This is a genomic window from Rhizobium sp. AB2/73 (assembly GCF_020871915.1).
Taxonomy (GTDB): domain Bacteria; phylum Pseudomonadota; class Alphaproteobacteria; order Rhizobiales; family Rhizobiaceae; genus Rhizobium; species Rhizobium dioscoreae.
Genome location: NZ_CP067071.1, coordinates 3,783,069 through 3,801,992, shown reverse-complemented (window position 1 = coordinate 3,801,992; position 18,924 = coordinate 3,783,069). Strand labels below are relative to the sequence as shown.

At 60.1% G+C, this 18,924-nt stretch carries 20 protein-coding genes, 1 tRNA gene and 1 pseudogene; 10 read left to right on the top strand and 12 right to left on the bottom strand.

The window, feature by feature from the left end:
- The first annotated feature begins 130 nt into the window (after positions 1 to 130).
- Both lepA and I8E17_RS18640 read left to right on the top strand, forming a co-directional pair.
- Complete coding sequence (lepA, locus tag I8E17_RS18645) at positions 131 to 1,963, top strand: translation elongation factor 4 (protein WP_069611013.1); 1,833 nt, start codon at positions 131 to 133, stop codon at positions 1,961 to 1,963.
- Between the two features lie 32 nt (positions 1,964 to 1,995).
- Positions 1,996 to 2,130 (top strand): annotated as a pseudogene (locus I8E17_RS18640) (type II toxin-antitoxin system CcdA family antitoxin); the annotation flags it as partial.
- 23 nt (positions 2,131 to 2,153) lie between these two features.
- Here the strand turns inward: I8E17_RS18640 and I8E17_RS18635 are convergent.
- The gene (locus I8E17_RS18635) at positions 2,154 to 2,609 is read right to left on the bottom strand and encodes a GFA family protein (protein ID WP_113366523.1); all 456 of its coding nucleotides are present in this window, start codon (positions 2,607 to 2,609) and stop codon (positions 2,154 to 2,156) included.
- A gap of 94 nt (positions 2,610 to 2,703) precedes the next feature.
- Positions 2,704 to 3,438, bottom strand: a complete 735-nt coding sequence (locus I8E17_RS18630) for a type 1 glutamine amidotransferase (protein ID WP_113366522.1) — start codon at positions 3,436 to 3,438, stop codon at positions 2,704 to 2,706.
- A 227-nt stretch (positions 3,439 to 3,665) separates the two neighbouring features.
- On the opposite strand from I8E17_RS18630, the gene I8E17_RS18625 reads away from it, so the two are divergent.
- Positions 3,666 to 3,959 carry a SelT/SelW/SelH family protein gene (locus tag I8E17_RS18625; RefSeq protein ID WP_034514177.1) on the top strand — a complete coding sequence of 98 codons (294 nt, stop codon included), beginning with the start codon at positions 3,666 to 3,668 and terminating at the stop codon, positions 3,957 to 3,959.
- 18 nt (positions 3,960 to 3,977) lie between these two features.
- On the opposite strand, the gene I8E17_RS18620 is transcribed toward I8E17_RS18625, so the two are convergent.
- The gene (locus I8E17_RS18620; RefSeq protein ID WP_113366521.1) at positions 3,978 to 4,406 is read right to left on the bottom strand and encodes a BA14K family protein; all 429 of its coding nucleotides are present in this window, start codon (positions 4,404 to 4,406) and stop codon (positions 3,978 to 3,980) included.
- A 189-nt stretch (positions 4,407 to 4,595) separates the two neighbouring features.
- Between I8E17_RS18620 and I8E17_RS18615 the strand changes: the two genes are divergently transcribed.
- The 3 genes from I8E17_RS18615 (at position 4,596) to I8E17_RS35290 (ending at position 6,613) form a co-directional block, all read left to right on the top strand.
- On the top strand, positions 4,596 to 6,017 hold the full coding sequence (locus I8E17_RS18615) for a phosphomannomutase (protein ID WP_219511472.1): 1,422 nt from the start codon (positions 4,596 to 4,598) through the stop codon (positions 6,015 to 6,017).
- Positions 6,018 to 6,109: 92 nt separating this feature from the next.
- A tRNA-Leu gene (locus I8E17_RS18610) sits at positions 6,110 to 6,194 on the top strand.
- A 290-nt stretch (positions 6,195 to 6,484) separates the two neighbouring features.
- The gene (locus I8E17_RS35290; RefSeq protein WP_257714003.1) at positions 6,485 to 6,613 is read left to right on the top strand and encodes a hypothetical protein; all 129 of its coding nucleotides are present in this window, start codon (positions 6,485 to 6,487) and stop codon (positions 6,611 to 6,613) included.
- Between the two features lie 43 nt (positions 6,614 to 6,656).
- On the opposite strand, the gene I8E17_RS18605 is transcribed toward I8E17_RS35290, so the two are convergent.
- Positions 6,657 to 6,923, bottom strand: coding sequence for a DUF982 domain-containing protein (locus tag I8E17_RS18605; protein ID WP_069611008.1), 267 nt, complete (start codon positions 6,921 to 6,923; stop codon positions 6,657 to 6,659).
- 320 nt (positions 6,924 to 7,243) lie between these two features.
- Here I8E17_RS18605 and I8E17_RS18600 point away from each other — a divergent pair, with 320 nt between their 5' ends.
- Positions 7,244 to 7,426 carry a hypothetical protein gene (locus tag I8E17_RS18600; RefSeq protein WP_069611006.1) on the top strand — a complete coding sequence of 61 codons (183 nt, stop codon included), beginning with the start codon at positions 7,244 to 7,246 and terminating at the stop codon, positions 7,424 to 7,426.
- Between the two features lie 225 nt (positions 7,427 to 7,651).
- Here I8E17_RS18600 and I8E17_RS18595 read toward each other — a convergent pair whose 3' ends face one another.
- Both I8E17_RS18595 and I8E17_RS18590 read right to left on the bottom strand, forming a co-directional pair.
- Positions 7,652 to 8,428, bottom strand: a complete 777-nt coding sequence (locus I8E17_RS18595; protein WP_069611005.1) for an SDR family oxidoreductase — start codon at positions 8,426 to 8,428, stop codon at positions 7,652 to 7,654.
- A 107-nt stretch (positions 8,429 to 8,535) separates the two neighbouring features.
- The gene (locus I8E17_RS18590; RefSeq protein ID WP_069611004.1) at positions 8,536 to 9,399 is read right to left on the bottom strand and encodes a MurR/RpiR family transcriptional regulator; all 864 of its coding nucleotides are present in this window, start codon (positions 9,397 to 9,399) and stop codon (positions 8,536 to 8,538) included.
- 275 nt (positions 9,400 to 9,674) lie between these two features.
- On the opposite strand from I8E17_RS18590, the gene I8E17_RS18585 reads away from it, so the two are divergent.
- The 3 genes from I8E17_RS18585 to I8E17_RS18575 are packed head-to-tail and all read left to right on the top strand — an operon-like array spanning position 9,675 to position 12,764.
- Positions 9,675 to 10,160 carry a hypothetical protein gene (locus tag I8E17_RS18585; protein ID WP_113366591.1) on the top strand — a complete coding sequence of 162 codons (486 nt, stop codon included), beginning with the start codon at positions 9,675 to 9,677 and terminating at the stop codon, positions 10,158 to 10,160.
- Positions 10,161 to 10,171: 11 nt separating this feature from the next.
- Positions 10,172 to 11,647 carry a M81 family metallopeptidase gene (locus I8E17_RS18580; protein WP_113366519.1) on the top strand — a complete coding sequence of 492 codons (1,476 nt, stop codon included), beginning with the start codon at positions 10,172 to 10,174 and terminating at the stop codon, positions 11,645 to 11,647.
- A gap of 1 nt (position 11,648) precedes the next feature.
- Entirely contained in the window at positions 11,649 to 12,764 is a 1,116-nt protein-coding gene (locus tag I8E17_RS18575; protein WP_219511235.1) for a D-TA family PLP-dependent enzyme, read from the top strand.
- A 173-nt stretch (positions 12,765 to 12,937) separates the two neighbouring features.
- On the opposite strand, the gene ugpC is transcribed toward I8E17_RS18575, so the two are convergent.
- The 6 genes from ugpC to I8E17_RS18545 form a co-directional block, all read right to left on the bottom strand.
- Positions 12,938 to 14,071: a sn-glycerol-3-phosphate ABC transporter ATP-binding protein UgpC gene (gene ugpC / locus I8E17_RS18570; protein ID WP_069611001.1), complete on the bottom strand. Its 1,134-nt coding sequence runs from the start codon at positions 14,069 to 14,071 to the stop codon at positions 12,938 to 12,940.
- Positions 14,072 to 14,155: 84 nt separating this feature from the next.
- On the bottom strand, positions 14,156 to 15,385 hold the full coding sequence (locus I8E17_RS18565) for an extracellular solute-binding protein (protein ID WP_113366518.1): 1,230 nt from the start codon (positions 15,383 to 15,385) through the stop codon (positions 14,156 to 14,158).
- Positions 15,386 to 15,421: 36 nt separating this feature from the next.
- Positions 15,422 to 16,279 carry a carbohydrate ABC transporter permease gene (locus I8E17_RS18560; RefSeq protein ID WP_069610999.1) on the bottom strand — a complete coding sequence of 286 codons (858 nt, stop codon included), beginning with the start codon at positions 16,277 to 16,279 and terminating at the stop codon, positions 15,422 to 15,424.
- Positions 16,276 to 17,163: a sugar ABC transporter permease gene (locus I8E17_RS18555; protein ID WP_113366517.1), complete on the bottom strand. Its 888-nt coding sequence runs from the start codon at positions 17,161 to 17,163 to the stop codon at positions 16,276 to 16,278. The genes I8E17_RS18560 and I8E17_RS18555 overlap by 4 nt, the downstream gene beginning before the upstream one ends.
- A 13-nt stretch (positions 17,164 to 17,176) precedes the next feature.
- Complete coding sequence (locus I8E17_RS18550; RefSeq protein WP_113366516.1) at positions 17,177 to 18,334, bottom strand: Gfo/Idh/MocA family oxidoreductase; 1,158 nt, start codon at positions 18,332 to 18,334, stop codon at positions 17,177 to 17,179.
- Between the two features lie 192 nt (positions 18,335 to 18,526).
- Positions 18,527 to 18,859, bottom strand: coding sequence for a hypothetical protein (locus I8E17_RS18545; protein ID WP_113366515.1), 333 nt, complete (start codon positions 18,857 to 18,859; stop codon positions 18,527 to 18,529).
- Between the last annotated feature and the right edge of the window lie 65 nt (positions 18,860 to 18,924).

Below are 18,924 nucleotides of genomic sequence, written 5' to 3'. Positions count from 1 at the left end.
ACATGATCTCATGATGGAATCAAGAGCATTGTGACACTCGGCAGCGGCGGACCGGAAAAGGCTAACATAACGTGAAGATACCAGCCAAAGCCCCGCTTTTCCGCTTTGCGGCGCGGGGCGGCGCTGCTATATGGCGCGCATGAGCACCAATTCCACCACTCCGCTTTCGCATATCCGCAACTTCTCGATCGTGGCCCATATCGACCACGGCAAATCGACGCTGGCCGATCGCCTGATCCAGACGACGGGCGGCCTTGCCGAACGCGAGATGTCGGAGCAGGTGCTTGATAATATGGAGATCGAGCGCGAGCGCGGCATCACCATCAAGGCCCAGACCGTGCGCCTGCACTACAAGGCCAAGAATGGCGAGACCTATATCCTCAACCTGATCGACACGCCCGGACACGTGGACTTCGCCTATGAAGTCTCGCGCTCGCTGTCGGCCTGCGAGGGTTCGCTGTTGGTGGTTGATGCCTCTCAGGGTGTGGAAGCGCAGACGCTTGCCAACGTCTATCAGGCGATCGACAACAATCACGAGCTCGTCACCGTCCTCAACAAGATCGACCTGCCGGCGGCCGAACCCGACCGCATCAAGGAACAGATTGAGGAAGTGATCGGCATCGATGCCTCCGACGCCGTGCTGATTTCGGCGAAGACCGGCCTCGGCATTCCCGACGTGCTGGAAGCTATCGTGCACAAGCTGCCGGCGCCGAAAAGCGCGGGCGGCGAGAAGGCTCCCTTGAAGGCGCTGCTGGTCGACAGCTGGTACGACACCTATCTCGGCGTCATGGTTCTCGTGCGCATCATCGACGGCACGCTGACCAAGGGCCAGACCATCCGCATGATGGGCACGGACGCGAAGTACCAGATCGAGCGTGTCGGCGTTCTCACGCCGAAGATGGTCGCCGTCGACAGCCTCGGCCCCGGCGAGATCGGCTTCATCACCGCCTCGATCAAGGAAGTGGCCGATACCCGCGTCGGCGATACCATCACCGAAGACAAGCGCCCGACCGCCGAACCGCTGCCGGGCTTCAAGCCGGCGCAGCCTGTCGTCTTCTGCGGCCTCTTCCCGGTCGATGCCGCCGATTTCGAAGATCTGCGCTCGGCCATGGGCAAGCTGCGCCTCAACGACGCCAGCTTCTCCTTTGAAATGGAATCGTCTGCCGCTCTCGGCTTCGGCTTCCGCTGCGGCTTCCTCGGCCTGCTGCACCTGGAAATCATCCAGGAGCGCCTGGAGCGCGAATTCAATCTCGACCTGATCGCGACGGCTCCCTCCGTCGTCTATCAGCTCACCATGACCGACGGCACCGAAATCGAGCTGCACAACCCGGCCGACATGCCGGATGTCGTCAAGATTTCCGAATTCCGCGAGCCGTGGATCAAGGCGACGATCCTGACGCCGGACGATTATCTCGGCTCGATCCTGAAGCTCTGCCAGGACCGCCGCGGCATCCAGACCGAGCTGACCTATGTCGGCAACCGCGCCATGATCACCTACGATCTGCCGCTCAATGAAGTCGTCTTCGATTTCTACGACCGCCTGAAGTCGATCTCCAAGGGCTATGCCTCCTTCGACTACAGCCTGACCGACTATCGCGAGAGCGATCTCGTCAAGATGTCGATCCTCGTCAATGCCGAGCCGGTGGATGCGCTCTCCATGCTCGTGCATCGCTCGGCGGCTGAAAAGCGCGGCCGCGTCATGTGCGAGAAGCTGAAGGACCTGATCCCGCAGCACATGTTCCAGATCCCGATCCAGGCCGCCATCGGCGGGCGCATCATCGCCCGCGAGACGGTGAAGGCGCTGCGCAAGGACGTGACCGCCAAGTGCTACGGCGGCGACGCCACCCGCAAGCGCAAGCTGCTCGACAAGCAGAAGGAAGGCAAGAAGCGCATGCGGCAGTTCGGCAAGGTCGAAATCCCGCAGGAAGCGTTCATTGCCGCGCTGAAGATGGGGGATGAGTGAGCGACTCGAAGAACAGTACCTCACCTCCCATTGAAGATAAGGCCGCTCGCGTCAGCAAGATTGAGCGCGGGCGCCTCTGGTTAATCGAAAATGCCGAGCCGATTGCAAAAGCAAATGCCTGTGTCGAAAGATATGGTCTGCCTTTTGCACAATATCGTCAGTTCTGACAGCGGATTTCGCCACGGCAGCCTTACCCCTGCGCCATATATTCCTTCGTCAGGCCCTCATACTCCTCCATCGCCGGCAGTGCGGCATAGCTGTGCCTGGCCGGCGTCGTCACCCATGGCAGCTTTTCGCTCGTCCAGGTCTCGATGAAGGGCGTGAACCAGCTGGTGTCGTCGAGCGTGGTGGCGCGGACATTGACGAACCAATCGACGCCTTCGAGCTTCGTGAACATCCAGCTCATGCAATGCGGGCAAAAATAGTGATGGATGACGTCGCCGTGCAGGCCGCCGATGACAGGCTCGCCCTGCGTTACCTCGAAACCCTGCGTGGGGATGGCGGCGCTCAGCGAATAGGGGCCTGCCGTCATGCGCTGGCAGCCGGTGCAGTGGCAGGCCATGGTGAGCATCGGCTTGGCGCTGATCTTCAGCCGCACCTGTCCGCAACGGCAACCGCCCTCGCTCGGTAGTTCCAGCGTGCTCATGATGTGATTTCCTCCTATTTCACAGCTTATCGACGCGCGGCACATCGCGATCGGATCCGGCGGCGCGCAATTACTTAGAGGCCCGTTGCGATCCTCAAGCCTCTGCGACCTGAGGAAGTTCTGCCTGAGCGCCAATCGTCCGCACCCAGGCTCTGGCGATCGCAAGGCCGGCCGTCTCAGCCGCTGCCGCATGCTTGGCCACAAGTTCCGGATAGCGATCGAGCCATCCCGGCTCCTTGCGTTCGATCGTTTCCTTGAATTCGCCGCGCCAGCGCTCGACCACGGCGGCATTGGCTTCGAAGTGAAACTGCGTGCCATAGGTGGCGCGGCCGATGCGGAAGGCCTGGTTCGGCGTAATGCCGTTGGCGGCAAGACGGGTGGCACCGGCAGGCAAGGTAAAGGTGTCGCCATGCCATTCGAAGATGGTGAATTCATCGCCGAGATCGGCGAGCAGCGGGTCCTTCTTTCCCTCGTCGGTCAGGCCGACCGTCTTCCAGCCGAATTCATGGGCGGTGCCGAGCAGATTTTCGGCCTCATAGGCGCGCGCCAGGATCTGGCTGCCGAGGCAGATGCCGAGCACGGCCTTGTCCTCACCCTCGAAACGGCGCATCAGCCCCGCCAGCTCCAGCAGATAGGGATGGGTGTCATCGTCGCGGGCGCTCTGCTCGCCACCGAGCACGGCCAGGGCATCATAGGCCGATGTGTCTTTCGGCAAGGCCTCGCCGCTCCACGGGCGAAACCAGTCGATCTCGGCTCCGGCCTCCGCGAGCGCGATACCGAGAGCGCCAAGCGGGGTGTTCTTCATATTCTCGATAATGGCGACGCGCATACCGTTGATTCCCGAGCAATGTTACCCCCCGGAGATGAGCATGAGGCGGCGGGAGAGGCAAGTGGCCAGGGCGTTTCAACACTCATCGGAAATGTCGAACCACTCCGGCCGTCTTTCCTCGCGCAATTCCGGACGAAAAACCGACTGGCACGTTTCCTGGAATTGCTTTGGCTTGCAGCGGGTTAAAGTTGAGCCTAAATCTCAGCAAACAACGAAGGATCAGGACAATGAGCGACAAGCCGCGGATCACCATTCTCTACTGCACGCAATGCAACTGGCTGCTTCGCTCCGGCTGGATGGCGCAGGAGCTGCTGCAGACCTTTACCGATAGTCTTGGCGAAGTGGCGCTGATCCCCGGCACCGGCGGGGTCTTCGAAATCCGCATCGACGGCGAGCTGCTGTGGGAGCGCAAGCGGGATGGCGGCTTTCCCGGACCGAAGGAGCTGAAGCAGCGGGTGCGGGATGTCATCGACCCCGAACGCGATCTCGGCCACACCGACCGCGCATCGCTGGAGAGCTAGGCCCCATTGCGCGGGGCATCAGTCGAAGGGCGAACGGCAGGGCCTGGTGCCGTTGTTGATCGTCGTATAGCTGTCGGTGCCGGGATTGTAGGTCCGGTAGCGCTCGGCGCACCAGGTCTGATGCCGCTTGAGCTGCTGGGCCGGCGAGGGATAGACTGTTCTCGGCGGTGGCGTAAAGGTTTCGCGCGGAGGAACCTGAACTCGCGGGCTGCCAAAGCGATTGAGTCCTCCGTTATAGTGCGGTGTAATCGGAAGCGGCTGACCTGGGCGGGTGTAGAACTGCCGCTCGCCGAAACCGAAGCAGCCACGGGAATCGCAGATGACCGTATTGGTGCGCGGCGGAGTAATGAGCTTCCGGGCGTCCGAGGCGGCGTCAGCGACATCCGCCTGCGACAGTAAGGCGAGTGCGAGAGCGCAGCCAAGCGCAATCCTATGAAAAACAGCCATGACATACTCCTGTTCCGGACGCTTCGAACCTATGGCGGGCCGCCGCACCTCTTATCTTAGTTGGGGTCGCGACGATGGCAAAACCAGTGCTGCCGCAACCGGAACCTATCGATCCACGATGAGTTGATCGCCGCCACCGCTTGCGCCATAACAGCCCGATCATTGCAAGGGAGATTGCCTGTGAGCAGCTTGAAATTCGGCACCAGCGGCCTTCGCGGCCTATCCGCAGACCTCACCGGACGGGCATCGGCGCTCTATGCGACGGCCTTTGCCCGTCATCTGCTGAAAAACGGCCATGCCAAACCGGGCGACCTCATCCTCGTCGGCCGCGATTTCCGCGAATCGAGTCCGGCGATCTCGGCCACCTGCATCGGCGCGCTGAAGCGGACCGGCCTGACGCCGATCGACTGCGGCACATTGCCGACGCCGGCGCTGGCGCTTTACGGCCTGCAGCTGAAGGCCGCCTCGCTGATGATCACCGGCTCGCATATCCCCGCCGACCGCAACGGCATCAAATTCTATCGCCCTGATGGCGAAATCGACAAGCGCGACGAAGTGGCGATCAGCGAGGAAGCGCTTGCGATTGGCGATTCAGTGCTCGACGAAACCCCTGCCGAGGCGGAAAACCGCACGGCGGAGACGGAGGCGCTGTTCCTGGAGCGCAACAAGGGCCTGCTGCCACCAGGCAGCCTCGCCGGCCTCACCATCGGCATCTATCAGCACAGCACGGTGGCTCGCGATCTTTTCGGTGAGGTCCTGACGCATTACGGCGCCCGCGTCGTGCCGCTCGGCCGCTCCGAGAGCTTCATTCCGGTCGATACCGAAGCGGTCTCGGCCGAAACCATCCGCCTCATGAAGGCCTGGGCGCCCGAGCACGGCCTGGATGCCATTGTCTCGGCCGATGGCGACGGTGACCGGCCGCTGGTCGCGGACGAAACCGGCGAGCCCCTGCGCGGCGATCTGCTTGGCCTCATCGCGGCAAATTTCCTCGGCGCCGATGTTGTGGTGACGCCGGTTACCTCCAATTCCGGCATCGAGGCCGCCGGTTCCTATGCCGTCACCCGCACCCGCGTCGGCTCGCCCTATGTGATCGCCGGCATGGACGAGGCCAACGCGGCCGGCAAGGCCAATGTCATGGGCTTCGAGGCCAATGGCGGCACGCTGACGGCCAGCCGCTTCACCGTCGAGGGAAAACCTTTCGAGCCGCTGCCGACGCGCGACAGCTTTCTGCCGATTCTCGCGACGCTCTATGCCGCCGCCAAGGCACGCAAACCGCTTTCGGCCGTTGCCGGCAGCTACCGCCTGCCCTTTGCCGCCGCCGACCGTCTGGAGAATTTCCCCGTGGAAACCAGTGCCGCGCTGATGGCCTATCTGCGCGCCTCCGACGCCAATCTTTCGGATTTCCTGAAGCCGATCGCGACGGTCGCTTCCAAGAGCGATATCGACGGCCTGCGGGTGACACTTGTGGATAACCGAATCATCCATTTCCGCCCTTCCGGCAACGCGCCGGAAATGCGCTGCTACGTGGAAGCATCGAGCGAAAGCGAGGCAAAGGCCCTGTTGGAACAGGGACTTGGCCTCATCAGCGCATGGGCCGCAGCCCGGGTTTGACCCGGGCTCCACCCGCTTTTTTCACGATTGCCACGAAAACTTCAAAAACCCTGTTGACACCGGACGGCCACCCCCTTACATGCGTGTCCGTCGCCCAGATGGCGGAATTGGTAGACGCGCAGGTTTCAGGTACCTGTGCCGCGAGGCGTGGAGGTTCGAGTCCTCTTCTGGGCACCATTTCCTTTCTTGAGAAACACAGATTTCTCAAAGATTTCAAGATTTAACGAGCTCTTGCAATGCTATTTCCGGTTCGCCGGGAGTTCATAAGAACTTGTCTTGAAATCGGCTGTCCGGATGAAAACCGGCCTTTCGGCATCCCTGAATAATCGTCCTTTGAACGGATCCCTGATGCCCGCCGCTGGCAGGCGATGAAAGCCTGGTCAACGACGGCCGCCGCCGAGTGCCTTTAAATCATTGACTACCGAAGAAGAGAGCGACCTAATGGGGCAAACCCTGAGGGACGTTTGATGGACCACAAGAGCGACTGGTACGACCTGATAGTCGGCAACGGCAATGTCAACGAAGGACTCGGGAGGATGATAGGGTTCATCCTCGCCGTCATCATAATCCTGAGCCTGATCTTCTGGGCAATCTGAGCGCCTCTCGCCGAGGGAGGCTGTCGCCCCTGTCTTACATCAACTAGTGAAGGCTTCCCGAATCCGGCCTGACGCTAAGTCCGGCTTCACGCGCCGCCTCCAGAAAAGCCTTTCGCGACCGCTCGGCGGAAACCTTGCCAAGAACGGCATCGAGGCAGACCAGCACGGCCTCATCCATTGCCGGGCCGCCATTGACCGGCCAGTCCTCGCTCATGCAGTTTGCCGCGTCCAGCGCGTTGGTGATGATCGCGAAATGGCCGATGCCATCGAGATCGACTATGACGGGATTGTTCCAATCACCATATTCCATGGCAGCCCTCCTCGCCTTTACGCTACAAGCCCATAACTACGCTACAAGCCCATAACGGAGAGCAGCGGCGAGATGTTCCTGGACTCTGCGCAGGGCGTTAAGATTTTCCTGCGGCGCCTCATCGGATGTGACCGGATGAGAGACGCTCTCTCTGGAAACCGCCATGGGCAACCAGTCAAATACCGCAATCAGGGCAGAGGCCGAGATCCGTGCTTCCCGCTGTGTGCAAACCTCCATCCCGTTATGGCGCTACCTCGCGCAACGTTATCTCGTTAACTTTTGCCGAAGGGAGGAAAAAGACGAATAAGGGGAACAATAAAATGGACCACGTCTGCAACCTGCTCTGGCTCGCCTTCAGTGTCGCTCTTCTCTTTGCCGCGTTGAATCGGCGGCTCGTCGGTGATTACGTCGCTATGTGGTATCTGCTCGTTATCACCGTGGTGACCGTGATGGCCTGGGCGGGTTTCTTCCCGACGGACATGGCGACGCTGCGCGCAGGCTAGCGCGCTCCGGCGCCACAACCATGCAATCCTGCCTACCTTTCCTCGATAACAGTCAGGCACGAAAAAGCCGCCGAAAACCTATCTCGGCAGCCTGAAGCATGAATAAAGGTCTAGCCGGCGCTCCAAAGCACCCAGGTCAGCCGACCATACTCCCGTGCGCGCGAGACCAGGTGTTTCGGGGATGATAGGGGACGGCTGTGTTCCATTCCCCTTCGGCGTAGCCCGTCAGTAGTGCTCGGACTGGGAGAAAGTATGGGCAAGCTCCGCCTGCCCCGCCGTCAGGCCGCAATCGACAGGCAGGCAAACGCCAGTGATCGCCGAGGCAAGCGGGCTTGCGAGGAAGGAGACGGCATTGGCGACGTCGACGGGATCGACGACGCGTTGTAGCGCATACCAGCGCTTCGCCTCCTCAAAGACGTTGGGATTGGCTGCTGCGCGGACTTCCCAGGCTTGCGTGCGCACCGTGCCGGGCGCGACCGCATTCGAACGGATGCCGAACTTGCCGTATTCGACCGCGACCAGCCGGGTGAAATGCAGAAGCCCAGCCTTGGCCGCGCTGTAGGCCGGATGACCGAAGACTGCCATACCGTTGACGGAGGCGATGTTGATCACCGACCCCTTCGACGCCTTCAGCATGTCCTCGACGGCGCGGAAGCACAGGAAAGCTGCTTCGAGATTGAGGGCATTATCGGCACGCCAGATAGCCGGCGTGGTATCATGAAGGCTGACGGCGCGTGCGGCACCGGCATTGTTGACGAGCGTCTTCACCCCGCCGAGATCGGATGCGGCCTTCGCCATGGCGGCAACATCGGCATCGCTGGTGATATCCGCCTTGAACGTGACGAAACGCTCCGCCGGGCCGAGTTCGCCAACAGCCTTCTGCGTGGCGGCCTCGTCGATATCGACGAGCAGGATGATGTCGTGGTCATCCGCCAGGCGTTTTGCGATGGCACGGCCGATATCGCCGGCAGCCCCCGTGACGATGGCGACGGATTTGCTCATATCATATTCCTTCGATCGATTTCCCGAGCGGCTTGATCCGCCACCCTATGTTGTTGTTTTCGGCGGAGCCCAATGTGATGAGCGTCGCCGACTTCCGCGAAACTGCTCTAATCTCCAAGAAGCTGGCGGTCGTCGCCATCGCGATGGGTGACGAGCTGCTGCTTGATACGGCGCAGCGTCACCGTTGCCTGCGGCTGAATGCGATAGGCGACCAGACTGGCGAGAATGTCCACCACAGCCAGGTAGGCGATGCGCGTCGATGTCGGCCGATAGATATTGTCTCCTTCCGGCAGGTCGACGGGCACCGTGATCTCGGCGGCGCGGGCTACCGGGCTTTCACTCTGCGTCAGGGCGATGGTCGGCACCTTGGCTTCGCGTGCCAGCGCAAAAGCGCGCACCAGTTCGGCGTTGCGGCCGGAGAAGGAGGAGCCGATCAGCACGTCCGTCGGCTTGGCGGCGGCAGCCATCATCAGCTGCATGCTGTGGTCGGAGCTCGCGGTAATGCGAAGGCCGAGACGGAACAGGCGGTTCTGCAGCTCGGTCGCGATCATAGAGGAATTGCCGCCGGAGCCGAAGGCATAGATCATCTCCGCACTGGCGAGCCGGTTCGCCGCCCGCTCGATGGCGGTAACATCCAGCCCGCGATGCAGCAGGAAGAGTGCGTTCTGCGCCTTGGTAATAATATCCTGGGCAACGTCGGCCGGTGCGATGCTCTTCGGCTCGGGCTTCAGATAGCGCATGCCGACATAGGCTGTCCGCGCAAGCTGCACCTTGAAATCGGAAAAGCTTTCGCAGCCCAGACGTCGGCAGAAACGTGTCACCGTCGGCGGCGAGACATCCGCCTTGCCCGCAAGCTCGATAATGGAAGCATTGACGGCGAATTCGAAATCATTGAGGACGATGTCGGCGATACGGATTTCCGATTGCGAAAGCCGGCCTCTCTCTTCCTGCATGGTCGTGAAGATATCCATCAGCCCCCCTTCGTCGCTGGTTCACCCACGTTTGACACGCAGTCAGCGACGCGATCCATCTCAATCTCGTCGATCCCGCCGGCGCCCTGTGGACAGGCGTATGCGCAGAAGCGGCTTGTCATTCGTTCCCATTTCGCCGGAACCGTGACATGCGATGGCCACCCTGCGGTTCCTGCAAATTATTTTCTTGATACGTTGACAAGTGACCATAGAAAGCGGAATTTGACCAGTGAAAATCGCAAATTATGAAAAGAATTTAAATGACGGCGGATGCCATGCGTGATCCTTTCAAGAATCCCTTCCCTGCCAGCGATACCGTCAGGCATTCGATCTGGGAGATGCTCGTCCCGCGCGATATCGATGCTTTTCTTGCCGCCGACTGGTCGATGGTCGCGGGCGATTTCGTCGAAGAGGGCTTTATCGGCATCGATGGCAAGCGCGCGGTCAGCCCGGATAAATGGCGTCTCGCCTTCCCGACGCTGTCAGCCTATCGCGACGAGTGGCTCCGCCAGGCACGCGACTTCGCCACCCAATCCTTCGCCGAAGACCCGCGCACGGCCATCTTCACCACGACGACGCTCGAAGACATCGAGATCGAGGGCGAAATGGCGCTGGTGCGCAAGAAGTTCGACGGCAGCCTGAAGAAATCGGATGGCGGCACCGACGTTCTAAAGTGGCAGACACTTTATTATTGCCGCCTGCACGAAGGACGCTGGAAAATCTGCGGCTTCACCGGTTATCTGCCGAATCCCATGGAATAGAGGCGACAGCGTTGCGCATTTTCACCGCGGCCCTTGCGACCGAGACGAATACCTTCTCCCCTATCTGCGTCGACCGACGCGCTTTCGAAGCCTCTCTCTATGCGCCTCCCGGGATGCATCCGGAAACGCCGACGCTGTGCTCGGCACCGATCACCGTCGGTCGGCGCATTGCAGCGGAAAAAGGCTGGGAGGTGATCGAGGGCACGGCCACGTGGGCTGACCCGGCCGGCCTAGTGAATCGCCGCACCTATGAGGAACTGCGCGACGAAATTCTTGAGCAATTGCGAGCGGCCATGCCCATTGATGCTGTCGTTCTCGGATTGCATGGCGCCATGGTTGCGGATGGTTACGAGGATACGGAAGGCGATTTCCTGTCGCGCGTGCGCGAAATCGTCGGGCCGGATATCCTGGTCTGTGCCGAACTCGATCCACATAGCCATCTGACGGCAAAGCGCCGCGCGGCCGCCGATTTCTTCGTCTATTTCAAGGAATTCCCGCATACGGATTTCGTCGATCGCGCCGAAGACCTCTGGCGTATCGCCATCGATACGCTGGAAGGCAGGGTCAAGCCAGTCATGTCCGTCTTCGACTGCCGCATGATCGATGTCTTTCCGACGTCGCGCGAGCCGATGCGTTCCTTCGTCGACAAGATTATGGCGATGGAAAAAAGTGACGCCGATATTCTTTCGATTTCGGTCATTCATGGTTTCATGGCCGGCGACGTGCCGGAGATGGGCACGAAGCTGCTCGTCGTCACAGATAATAAGCCGGATAAAGGTTCCGCAATCGCCCGCGATCTCGGCCTGGAACTCTTCTCAAGGCGCGGCACCTTCATCATGCCGCAGATTGACGAGAAGCAGGCGGTAAGCGAGGCCATGGCTGCCGCTTCGGGTCCGGTCGTCATAGCCGATCTCTGGGATAATCCCGGCGGCGGCACGGCAGGCGACGCAACGGTCATCCTGCAGGAATTGCTCGATCGCGGCGCTACCGACACGGCGATCGGCACGATCTGGGACCCGATGGCGGTGCAGATCTGCATGGCGGCCGGCGAAGGTGCCGAAATTCCTTTGCGCTTCGGCGCGAAATCGGCGCCGGGCACAGGCAATCCGATCGACGGCCTCGTCAAGATCATCCGCCTTGTCCCCAATGCCGAGATGCGCTTCGGCGAGAGCTTCGCGCCCTTCGGCGATGCTGTGCATATTCAGCTCGATGGCATCGACATCATCCTGAACTCGACGCGCGCGCAGAGCTTCGATCCAAGCCTGTTTTCCGTCATGGGCATCGATCCGACAACGAAGAAAATCCTGGTCATCAAATCGACCAATCATTTCTATGCGTCTTTCTCGAAGATCGCATCGCAGATCCTTTACTGCTCCGCAGGAACGCCTTATCCCAACAATCCGGCGCGCACGCCCTACCGCCGCGCGCGAAAGGATATCTGGCCGATGGTGGCGGACCCCTTTGCAGAAGAACGGAAAGACGCCTGACATGGCTCCGAGTATCGCTCACGACATCGCCTTGGAAATCAGCCCCAAGCCGGGCGACACGATCGACAACCTCTCCACGCCACGCCCGATCATCGACGAAGACCGGCTGGCAGCGAACATTGCCCGCGTGCAGTCCTACATGGACGAGCATGGTCTGAATTTCCGCCCCCACATCAAGACTCACAAGATTCCGGCCCTCGCACGCGCGCAGGTCGCCGCCGGCGCCAAGGGCATCAACTGCCAGAAGATCACAGAGGCGGAAGTCTTCGCAGATGCGGGCTTCGAGGATATCCTGATCACCTTCAACATTCTCGCGACTGAGAAGCTCGTACGGCTTTCGGCTTTGAACGACCGTATATCCGGCCTCAAGGTCGTGGCGGACAGCACCGTGACGGTTGACGGACTTTCCGGCTGGTTCGCCACCCGCAAGCCGCTGACCGTGCTGGTGGAATGCGATACGGGAGGCGCCCGTTGCGGCGTGCAATCCCCTGCGGAGGCAGCAAAGCTCGGCAAGGATATCGCCGGCAAGCCAGGCGTCGTTTTCGGTGGGCTGATGACCTATCCGAAGCCGGATAGCGCTGCGGCGACACAGGAATTCCTGTCGGACGCCGTGAGGCTCCTGAAAGCGGATGGTATCGAATGCCCGATCGTCAGCAATGGCGGCACACCAAGCCTCTTCGATGCGCATCTCGTGACCGCGGCCACGGAACATCGTGCCGGCACCTACATCTATAATGACCGCTCGATGGTCCGGGCGGGGCATTGCCGCGAAGAGGATTGCGCCATGCACATCCTCGCCACCGTCGTTTCCCGACCGACCGAGGATCGGGCCGTCATCGATGCCGGCTCGAAGGCACTGACCTCAGACCTTCTCGGCTTTGCCGACTACGGCCAGGTGGTCGGCTACCCGGATGCCGTCATCAAGGGTCTTTCGGAGGAACACGGCGTCATCGACTTGTCGAACTGCACCGGCCCTCGTCCTGAGATCGGCGACAAGATCCGCATCATCCCGAATCACACCTGCGTCGTTTCCAATCTCTTCAACCAGATGGTGTTCCATCGCGATGGCGTCGTCACCCGCATCGAAGAGATAGCAGCTCGCGGTTTGGTCTGGTAGGGCGATCCCTCACCCGCCCTCGTGGTTCGAGACGGCCCTTTGGGCCTCCTCACGAAAAGGGCTGACTCTCTGCGCTGTAGCCCAAGAACGGTAAGCCGTATCGAAGACCAGGTTTGCTCCATCCTCACCCTGAGCTTGTCGAAGGGCGAGGATGGCCAGCAACCACCTCTCCGTCAGGAAGCGGCCTGGTTCAGCAAGTCCATGTCGATTTCGGTCAGTTCCACCCGCCGCTCGAAAGCCTGGCCGTTTTCATCGAAGAGATGGCAATCGCCGAGGCGGATACCGGTCTTGAGCGGTGCGTCCATGCGGATGGCGGCGCTGCCGGGCAGCGTCGCACAGAAATTCTCGTCGATGCCATCAGCCGTGGCATAGGCAACGGTTTGCGCGCCAAGACGCTCCACGACCGTCGGTACGATCGTGAGGGTCAGATCACCATCGCCAAGCTGGACATGCTCCGGGCGGATGCCGAGCGTCAATGCCCTGCCGGCAAAGCCTGGACGCGGCGTGACGGGCAGCACGGCCTTCTGGCCCTTGTAATCCACCTCCACACCGGCATCGCTGACATTGGTACAGGTGACGGGCAGGAAGTTCATCTTGGGATTGCCGATGAAGCGGGCAACGAAGGTATTTGCCGGCTTGTGATAAAGCTCCAGCGGTGCACCGACCTGTGATATCTCGCCGGCATTCAGCACAACGATGCGGTCGGCCATGGTCATAGCCTCGACCTGATCGTGCGTCACATAGATCATGGTCGCCTGCAGCTGGCGATGCAGCTTGGCGAGCTCAATACGCATATCGGCGCGCAGCGCGGCGTCCAGGTTCGACAGCGGCTCGTCGAACAGGAAGATCTTCGGCTCGCGCACGATGGCGCGGCCGATGGCGACGCGCTGGCGCTGGCCGCCGGACAGCTGACCCGGCTTTTCCTGAAGGCGTTTATCGAGGTGCAGGATACGCGCAGCATTCTCGACCTTGGCCTTGAGTTTGTCCTCCGCCATCTTCTCCACCCGCAGCGGGAAGGCGATGTTTTCGAACACCGACATATGCGGATAGAGAGCATAGGACTGGAAGACCATGGCAATGCCGCGCTTGACGGGCGGCAGATCGTTGACGCGGGCGCCATCGATCATGATGTCGCCGCCGGTCACATCGTCGAGACCTGCGATCATGCGCAGCAAGGTCGACTTGCCGCAGCCGGACGGACCGACGAAGACGATGAATTCACCGTCATTGACGTCGAGCTCCACACCCTTGATGACCTCGAAATGACCGTAAGATTTTTTGACCTGATTAAGGTGCAGCTTTCCCAAACTCTGTCTCCGCGCGGCGCCGCCATGGGGCGGGCAGGGCTCCAAAGGCCGCGCGCATTGCGCGCGGCCCGGTGACTTGCAGGCTTACTTGTACTGCTCGAGATCGGCAGCGGCCTTCTTCAGCGCATCCGCCGGCTGAGCCTGACCGGTAACGACCGACTGGACCATGGAGATCATTACGTTCTGGAAGCCCTTGTAGTCCTTGAAGAGCGGCTCGGGACCACCATAGGCGATGCCGTCGATGAATGGCTTCCAGGAAGCATCCTTCTTGACGAACTCGTCAACCATCGGAGACGGGCGCAGCGGCGTGAGGCCGGCGCCGCCCTGGAGTTCGTATTCGCCCTGCGGGCCGGGAGACGTGATGAACTTGGCGAATTCGATCGCCTTGTCTTCGACGCCGCTGCCCTTGAAGACGGCAAGGCTGTCGGTGATGAGCAGCGTGCCCTGACCCTTGGCCGAAGGACCGAGCGGCAGCGGTGCCACGCCCCAATTGATCTTCGTTTCCTTCAAGCGAGCGGCGGCACCGGAGCCGGCCTGGATCATGCCGACCTTGCCATCGAGGAAGATGGCGCGCATTTCGTTCTGCTCGTAAGCCGTCGGTCCTTCGACCGAGTAAGGCGTGATGTCCTTGTAGGCCTGGAGAGCTGCCAAAACCTCGGGGCTATCGAGAACGATCTTATCGCCGTCGATGACCTTGCCGTTGTTGGTGTAAACCCAATGCAGGAACTGGTGCATGGTGTTATCGAAGGTCTTGGCCGAGAGGCCATAGCCCGGAATGCCGGTCTTTTCCTTGATCGCCTTGGCGTCGGCAATTTCTTCAGCCCAGGTGGTCGGCGGCTTCTCGGGATCGAGGCCGGCCTGCTTGAAGAGATCCTTGTTCCAATAGAGCGCCTTGGTCGAGAAAGCGATCGGCGTACCCCACTGCTGTCCATCAATAGTGACCGTATTCACGATCCCCGGATAATAGGCCTTCTTCTCGTCGTCCGTCATCGGGATCGGAACGATCAGATCGTTGTCAGCGAACTGCTTCAGCGTGCGCGAACCGACATAGGCCATGCCGACCGGCGTACCTGCTGCAGCCAAGGTTGTCGCCTTGTCCTGGCACAATTCCCAGCCGACGAGCTCTGGCTTGACGACCCAGCCCGGATTCTTGTCTTCCCACTGTTTGATATATTTCACATGGATCGGATCGATGCTGTCACCGCAATAGATCCAGCTGATCTCCTTGTCGGCGGCCTGGGCGTTGACGGCGCCAAGCGCGGTGGAGCCGAGCAAAGCAAGGGCGAGAAGCCCTGTCTTGAAATGAAATGTCACGTTTAAGCTCCCGTTCTCTCTGGTGGTTGATTGATTTTATTGCTTCACCGCGCCAGCGGTCAGACCGCTGACGAGATACCGTTGCAGGAAGAAGATCACGACCAGAGCCGGCGCGATGCCGACGAAACTTGCGGCCATGAGTTCGTTCCAGACGACCTCCTGCCGGCCGAAATAGGCAAAGAGCCCAACCGGCAGCGGCATGTATTCCGTCTTCGAATTGAAAGTAAGAGCATAGATGAACTGCTGCGCGTAGGCCTCGATGAACGAGGAAATCGCAACGACGACGATGCCGGGCATGGCGATCGGCAGAATGACGCGACGCAGCGTATAGAACTGGCTCGCACCATCCACATAGGCTGCCTCATCCAGCTCGCGCGGGATGCGGCGGATATAGGTGTGCAGCAGCCAGATCCCCGTTGGAATGATGAAGGCCACTCCCGGCACGATCATGGCGAAATAGGTGTTCAGCACGCCGAAGGAACGCATGAGCCGGAACAGCGGGATGAGCAGCACGGCACCGGAAAACATCTTGACCGCGAGGAACGCGCCCAGCAACAAGCCGGAACCCTTGAACTCGAAACGCGCGAAGGCATAGGCGGCCGGCACGACCAGGATCAGCACGATGATGGTGATCGTGCCGGAAACGAGAAACGAGTTGAAAATATACCAGCCGAAACCCGGCACGCTCGTCCACATCGTGCGGTAGGCCGTAAAAGAGCCGTTCTCGGGGATGAAGCGGTAAGGCGACGAAAAGAGCTGGCTGAGCGGCTTCAGCGAAACCAGGAACCCTTCGATGAAGGGCGCCAGCACGAAAGCCAGAAAGAGCAGGATTCCGGCATAGATACCAATCAGCTCATACCATTTGTAGCGATGGATCATCGATGGGTGGCTCATCGCTGCTTGGCTCCCGTTGAAAAGCGGCTGGTCAGGCGAAAATAAGCGAGGCAGAAGAGCGACAGGAAGATGCAGATCAGCACCGCACGTGCAGCGCCCTCGCCATATTTGTAAGACCCGATCGCAGTCCGGTAGGTGTCGATGATCATCGTCGTCGTTTCGCCGTTCGGACCGCCGCGGGTCAAAATCCAGATGATGTCGAAGGAATTGAAGGTCGAGATCAGTGAGAGCATCGACATGGTGACCAAGGATGGCACCAGCAGCGGCAGGGTGATGCGGCGGAAGCGATAGAAGCGACCGGCGCCATCCGTCCACGCCGCCTCATAAAGATCATGCGGGATCGCCTGCATGGCCGCCAGCATGTAAAGAGTGACCATCGGCACGCCGATCCAGACGTCGGTGACGATCGTCGCCCAGAAGGCCGAACTTCCATAGGCGAGGAACGCGACGGGACCATCGACGATGCCGAAGCGCTGCAGCAGGCCCGATATCATGCCGAACTGGCCATTATACATCCAGCCCCACATGAAGATGCCGATCGCCATCGGCACGATCCAGGGCGGCATGGTCAGCACCCGGAAGAGCGCGCGGCCCGGAACGGCCGAGTTCAAGAGTGCGGCGCCGAGAGTGCCGATGATCATCTTGATCGACACGGAGAAGAAGGTCCAGATGAAGGTGCGGACGATGACGCTTGCGAACGTGTCGTTGAAGATCTTCGCATAGTTCTCGAAGCCAACCCAATTCGTCACCTTCTTCAACGACGCATCGGTGAAGGACAGAATTATCGTGTCGACCAGCGGATAGGCGACGATGACGGTGACGTAAAGGAGAGCCGGAAAAAGAAGGAGCCAGGCGAAGATGACCGTGCCGCGTTGAACACCCATCCTGCGCCCCTCCCTAGGCGGCTCTTGAATGAAGCGCTTCGTCGAACTCGTCCCAGATCGGCCGGAGATCGACGACGGTCTTCTTCATGCGGGCCTCGTCCATCGAGAGCGCGAGAATGCCGGCTTCGAGCGCATTCTGGGTCGACACCGGCAGATGCAGGCCCGTCTTGACGTGCGCGATAATATCGGCGGCCATCTGTTCGTCGGCGCCATAGTGCTGCGAAAGCGTGGTGGCCGCGTAGGTCTTCTCGATCACCTTCTTGCCGGTCAGCATCTCATGGACATTGAAATAACCGCGGATGAAATCGCCCTCGGCCATGCCACGCGAGCCCATAATGGCGAAACGGCGGAACTGGTCCGGCACATTCAGATTGGTATGGAAGTTCATGCCGACACCATTGGCATACTCAATGATCGCGACCTGATAGTCGATGATGTCGCCGTCGCTGTCGAAGACCTTGTCCGACCCCATCCAACCGCTCGGCTTGCGATGGAAGAGCTCGAGATCGTTGATGCCTTCCCGCGCGGGATCGTTTTCCGGAATGAAGCTCTTGCGGCCGCCAAAGCTTGCGACCCGCTCCGGCCGCGCGCCAACCACGCCATTATAGAGATCGAGGTCGTGGCAGCATTTTTCCAGCATGAAACTGCCGGAATAATGTTCGTATCGGCGCCAGTCACGCATGAAGAAGGCGCCGTGATAGGGTTCGATATGCTCCGCCGCCTCGATGGAAACGACATGGCCGAGCTTCCCCGCGGCCTGGGCAGCCAGTAGATCGCGGTACATCGGCGAATAGCGCAGCACCAGGCCGACATTCAGGCGCTCATGGCCGAATTTCGCCATCAGGCGGGCAAGCTCGATGCTATCCTTGATGGTCGTGACGATCGGCTTTTCGCAGAAAATCTTGAGGCCGGCCTCGAGGCCGATGCGGATGTGATCGAGATGCATGTGGTTCGGCGAACCGATCATCAAGAGGTCGATCTTTTCGTTGGCGATCAGATCCTGGGGTGTCGCGTAGGCCTTTCCGGCTGAGATGCCCCGTTCGAGCAAACCGGGCAGGCCCGCGGGTTCCGGATCGACATATCCTGCAATCTCGAAGCTCTCGTCGATCGCCTTGAAGACATAGCCCAGATAGCCTAGGCGGAATCCCAGCCCAATGATTCCAACGCGCATGCTTTTATGTTCCCATTACGTAATTTATTTTCGTAACCTTGGGGCAAATTTTCGCATTCGTCAACGACGTTCGCGCATTTAACCAAAAACATGAAATTTATTTTCAGACCACCAACAAAACCTACCGACGCGAACATCAAGCCACGCTCGCTTTGATTGCGCTGCTGCTTAATTCGGCAGAATGCCTACGACCTATCTATCCGGCCCGTTATATTGCCAATATTGGTAGTTCGGCTTTCTGGTGCTGCTGGAAATGACGCCATTCTGATCGCAAACGTAACCGAGGCGCGGCAGGCCCCGGTAGAACGGACCTTCGTGAAAATAATCGGCGTACACGGTGGCGGTGCGACATTGAAACTTCTCGTCATCAGCCACTTTCGGCGCGGTTACTCCCGGAAGGTCCTTGTAAGGATAGACGGGAGCAACATATGGCTTGGGGAGGAGCGGATTGTCGGCAAGTGCGGCCGCCGGCATCAAGACCGCAAGGGACAGGGCAGCAACGGCGATTTTCGACTTGATCCACATATACTGCTACGCTCCTTTACAAATGCGAGCGCAACGACCACACGCCGCATATCACGGATATAATG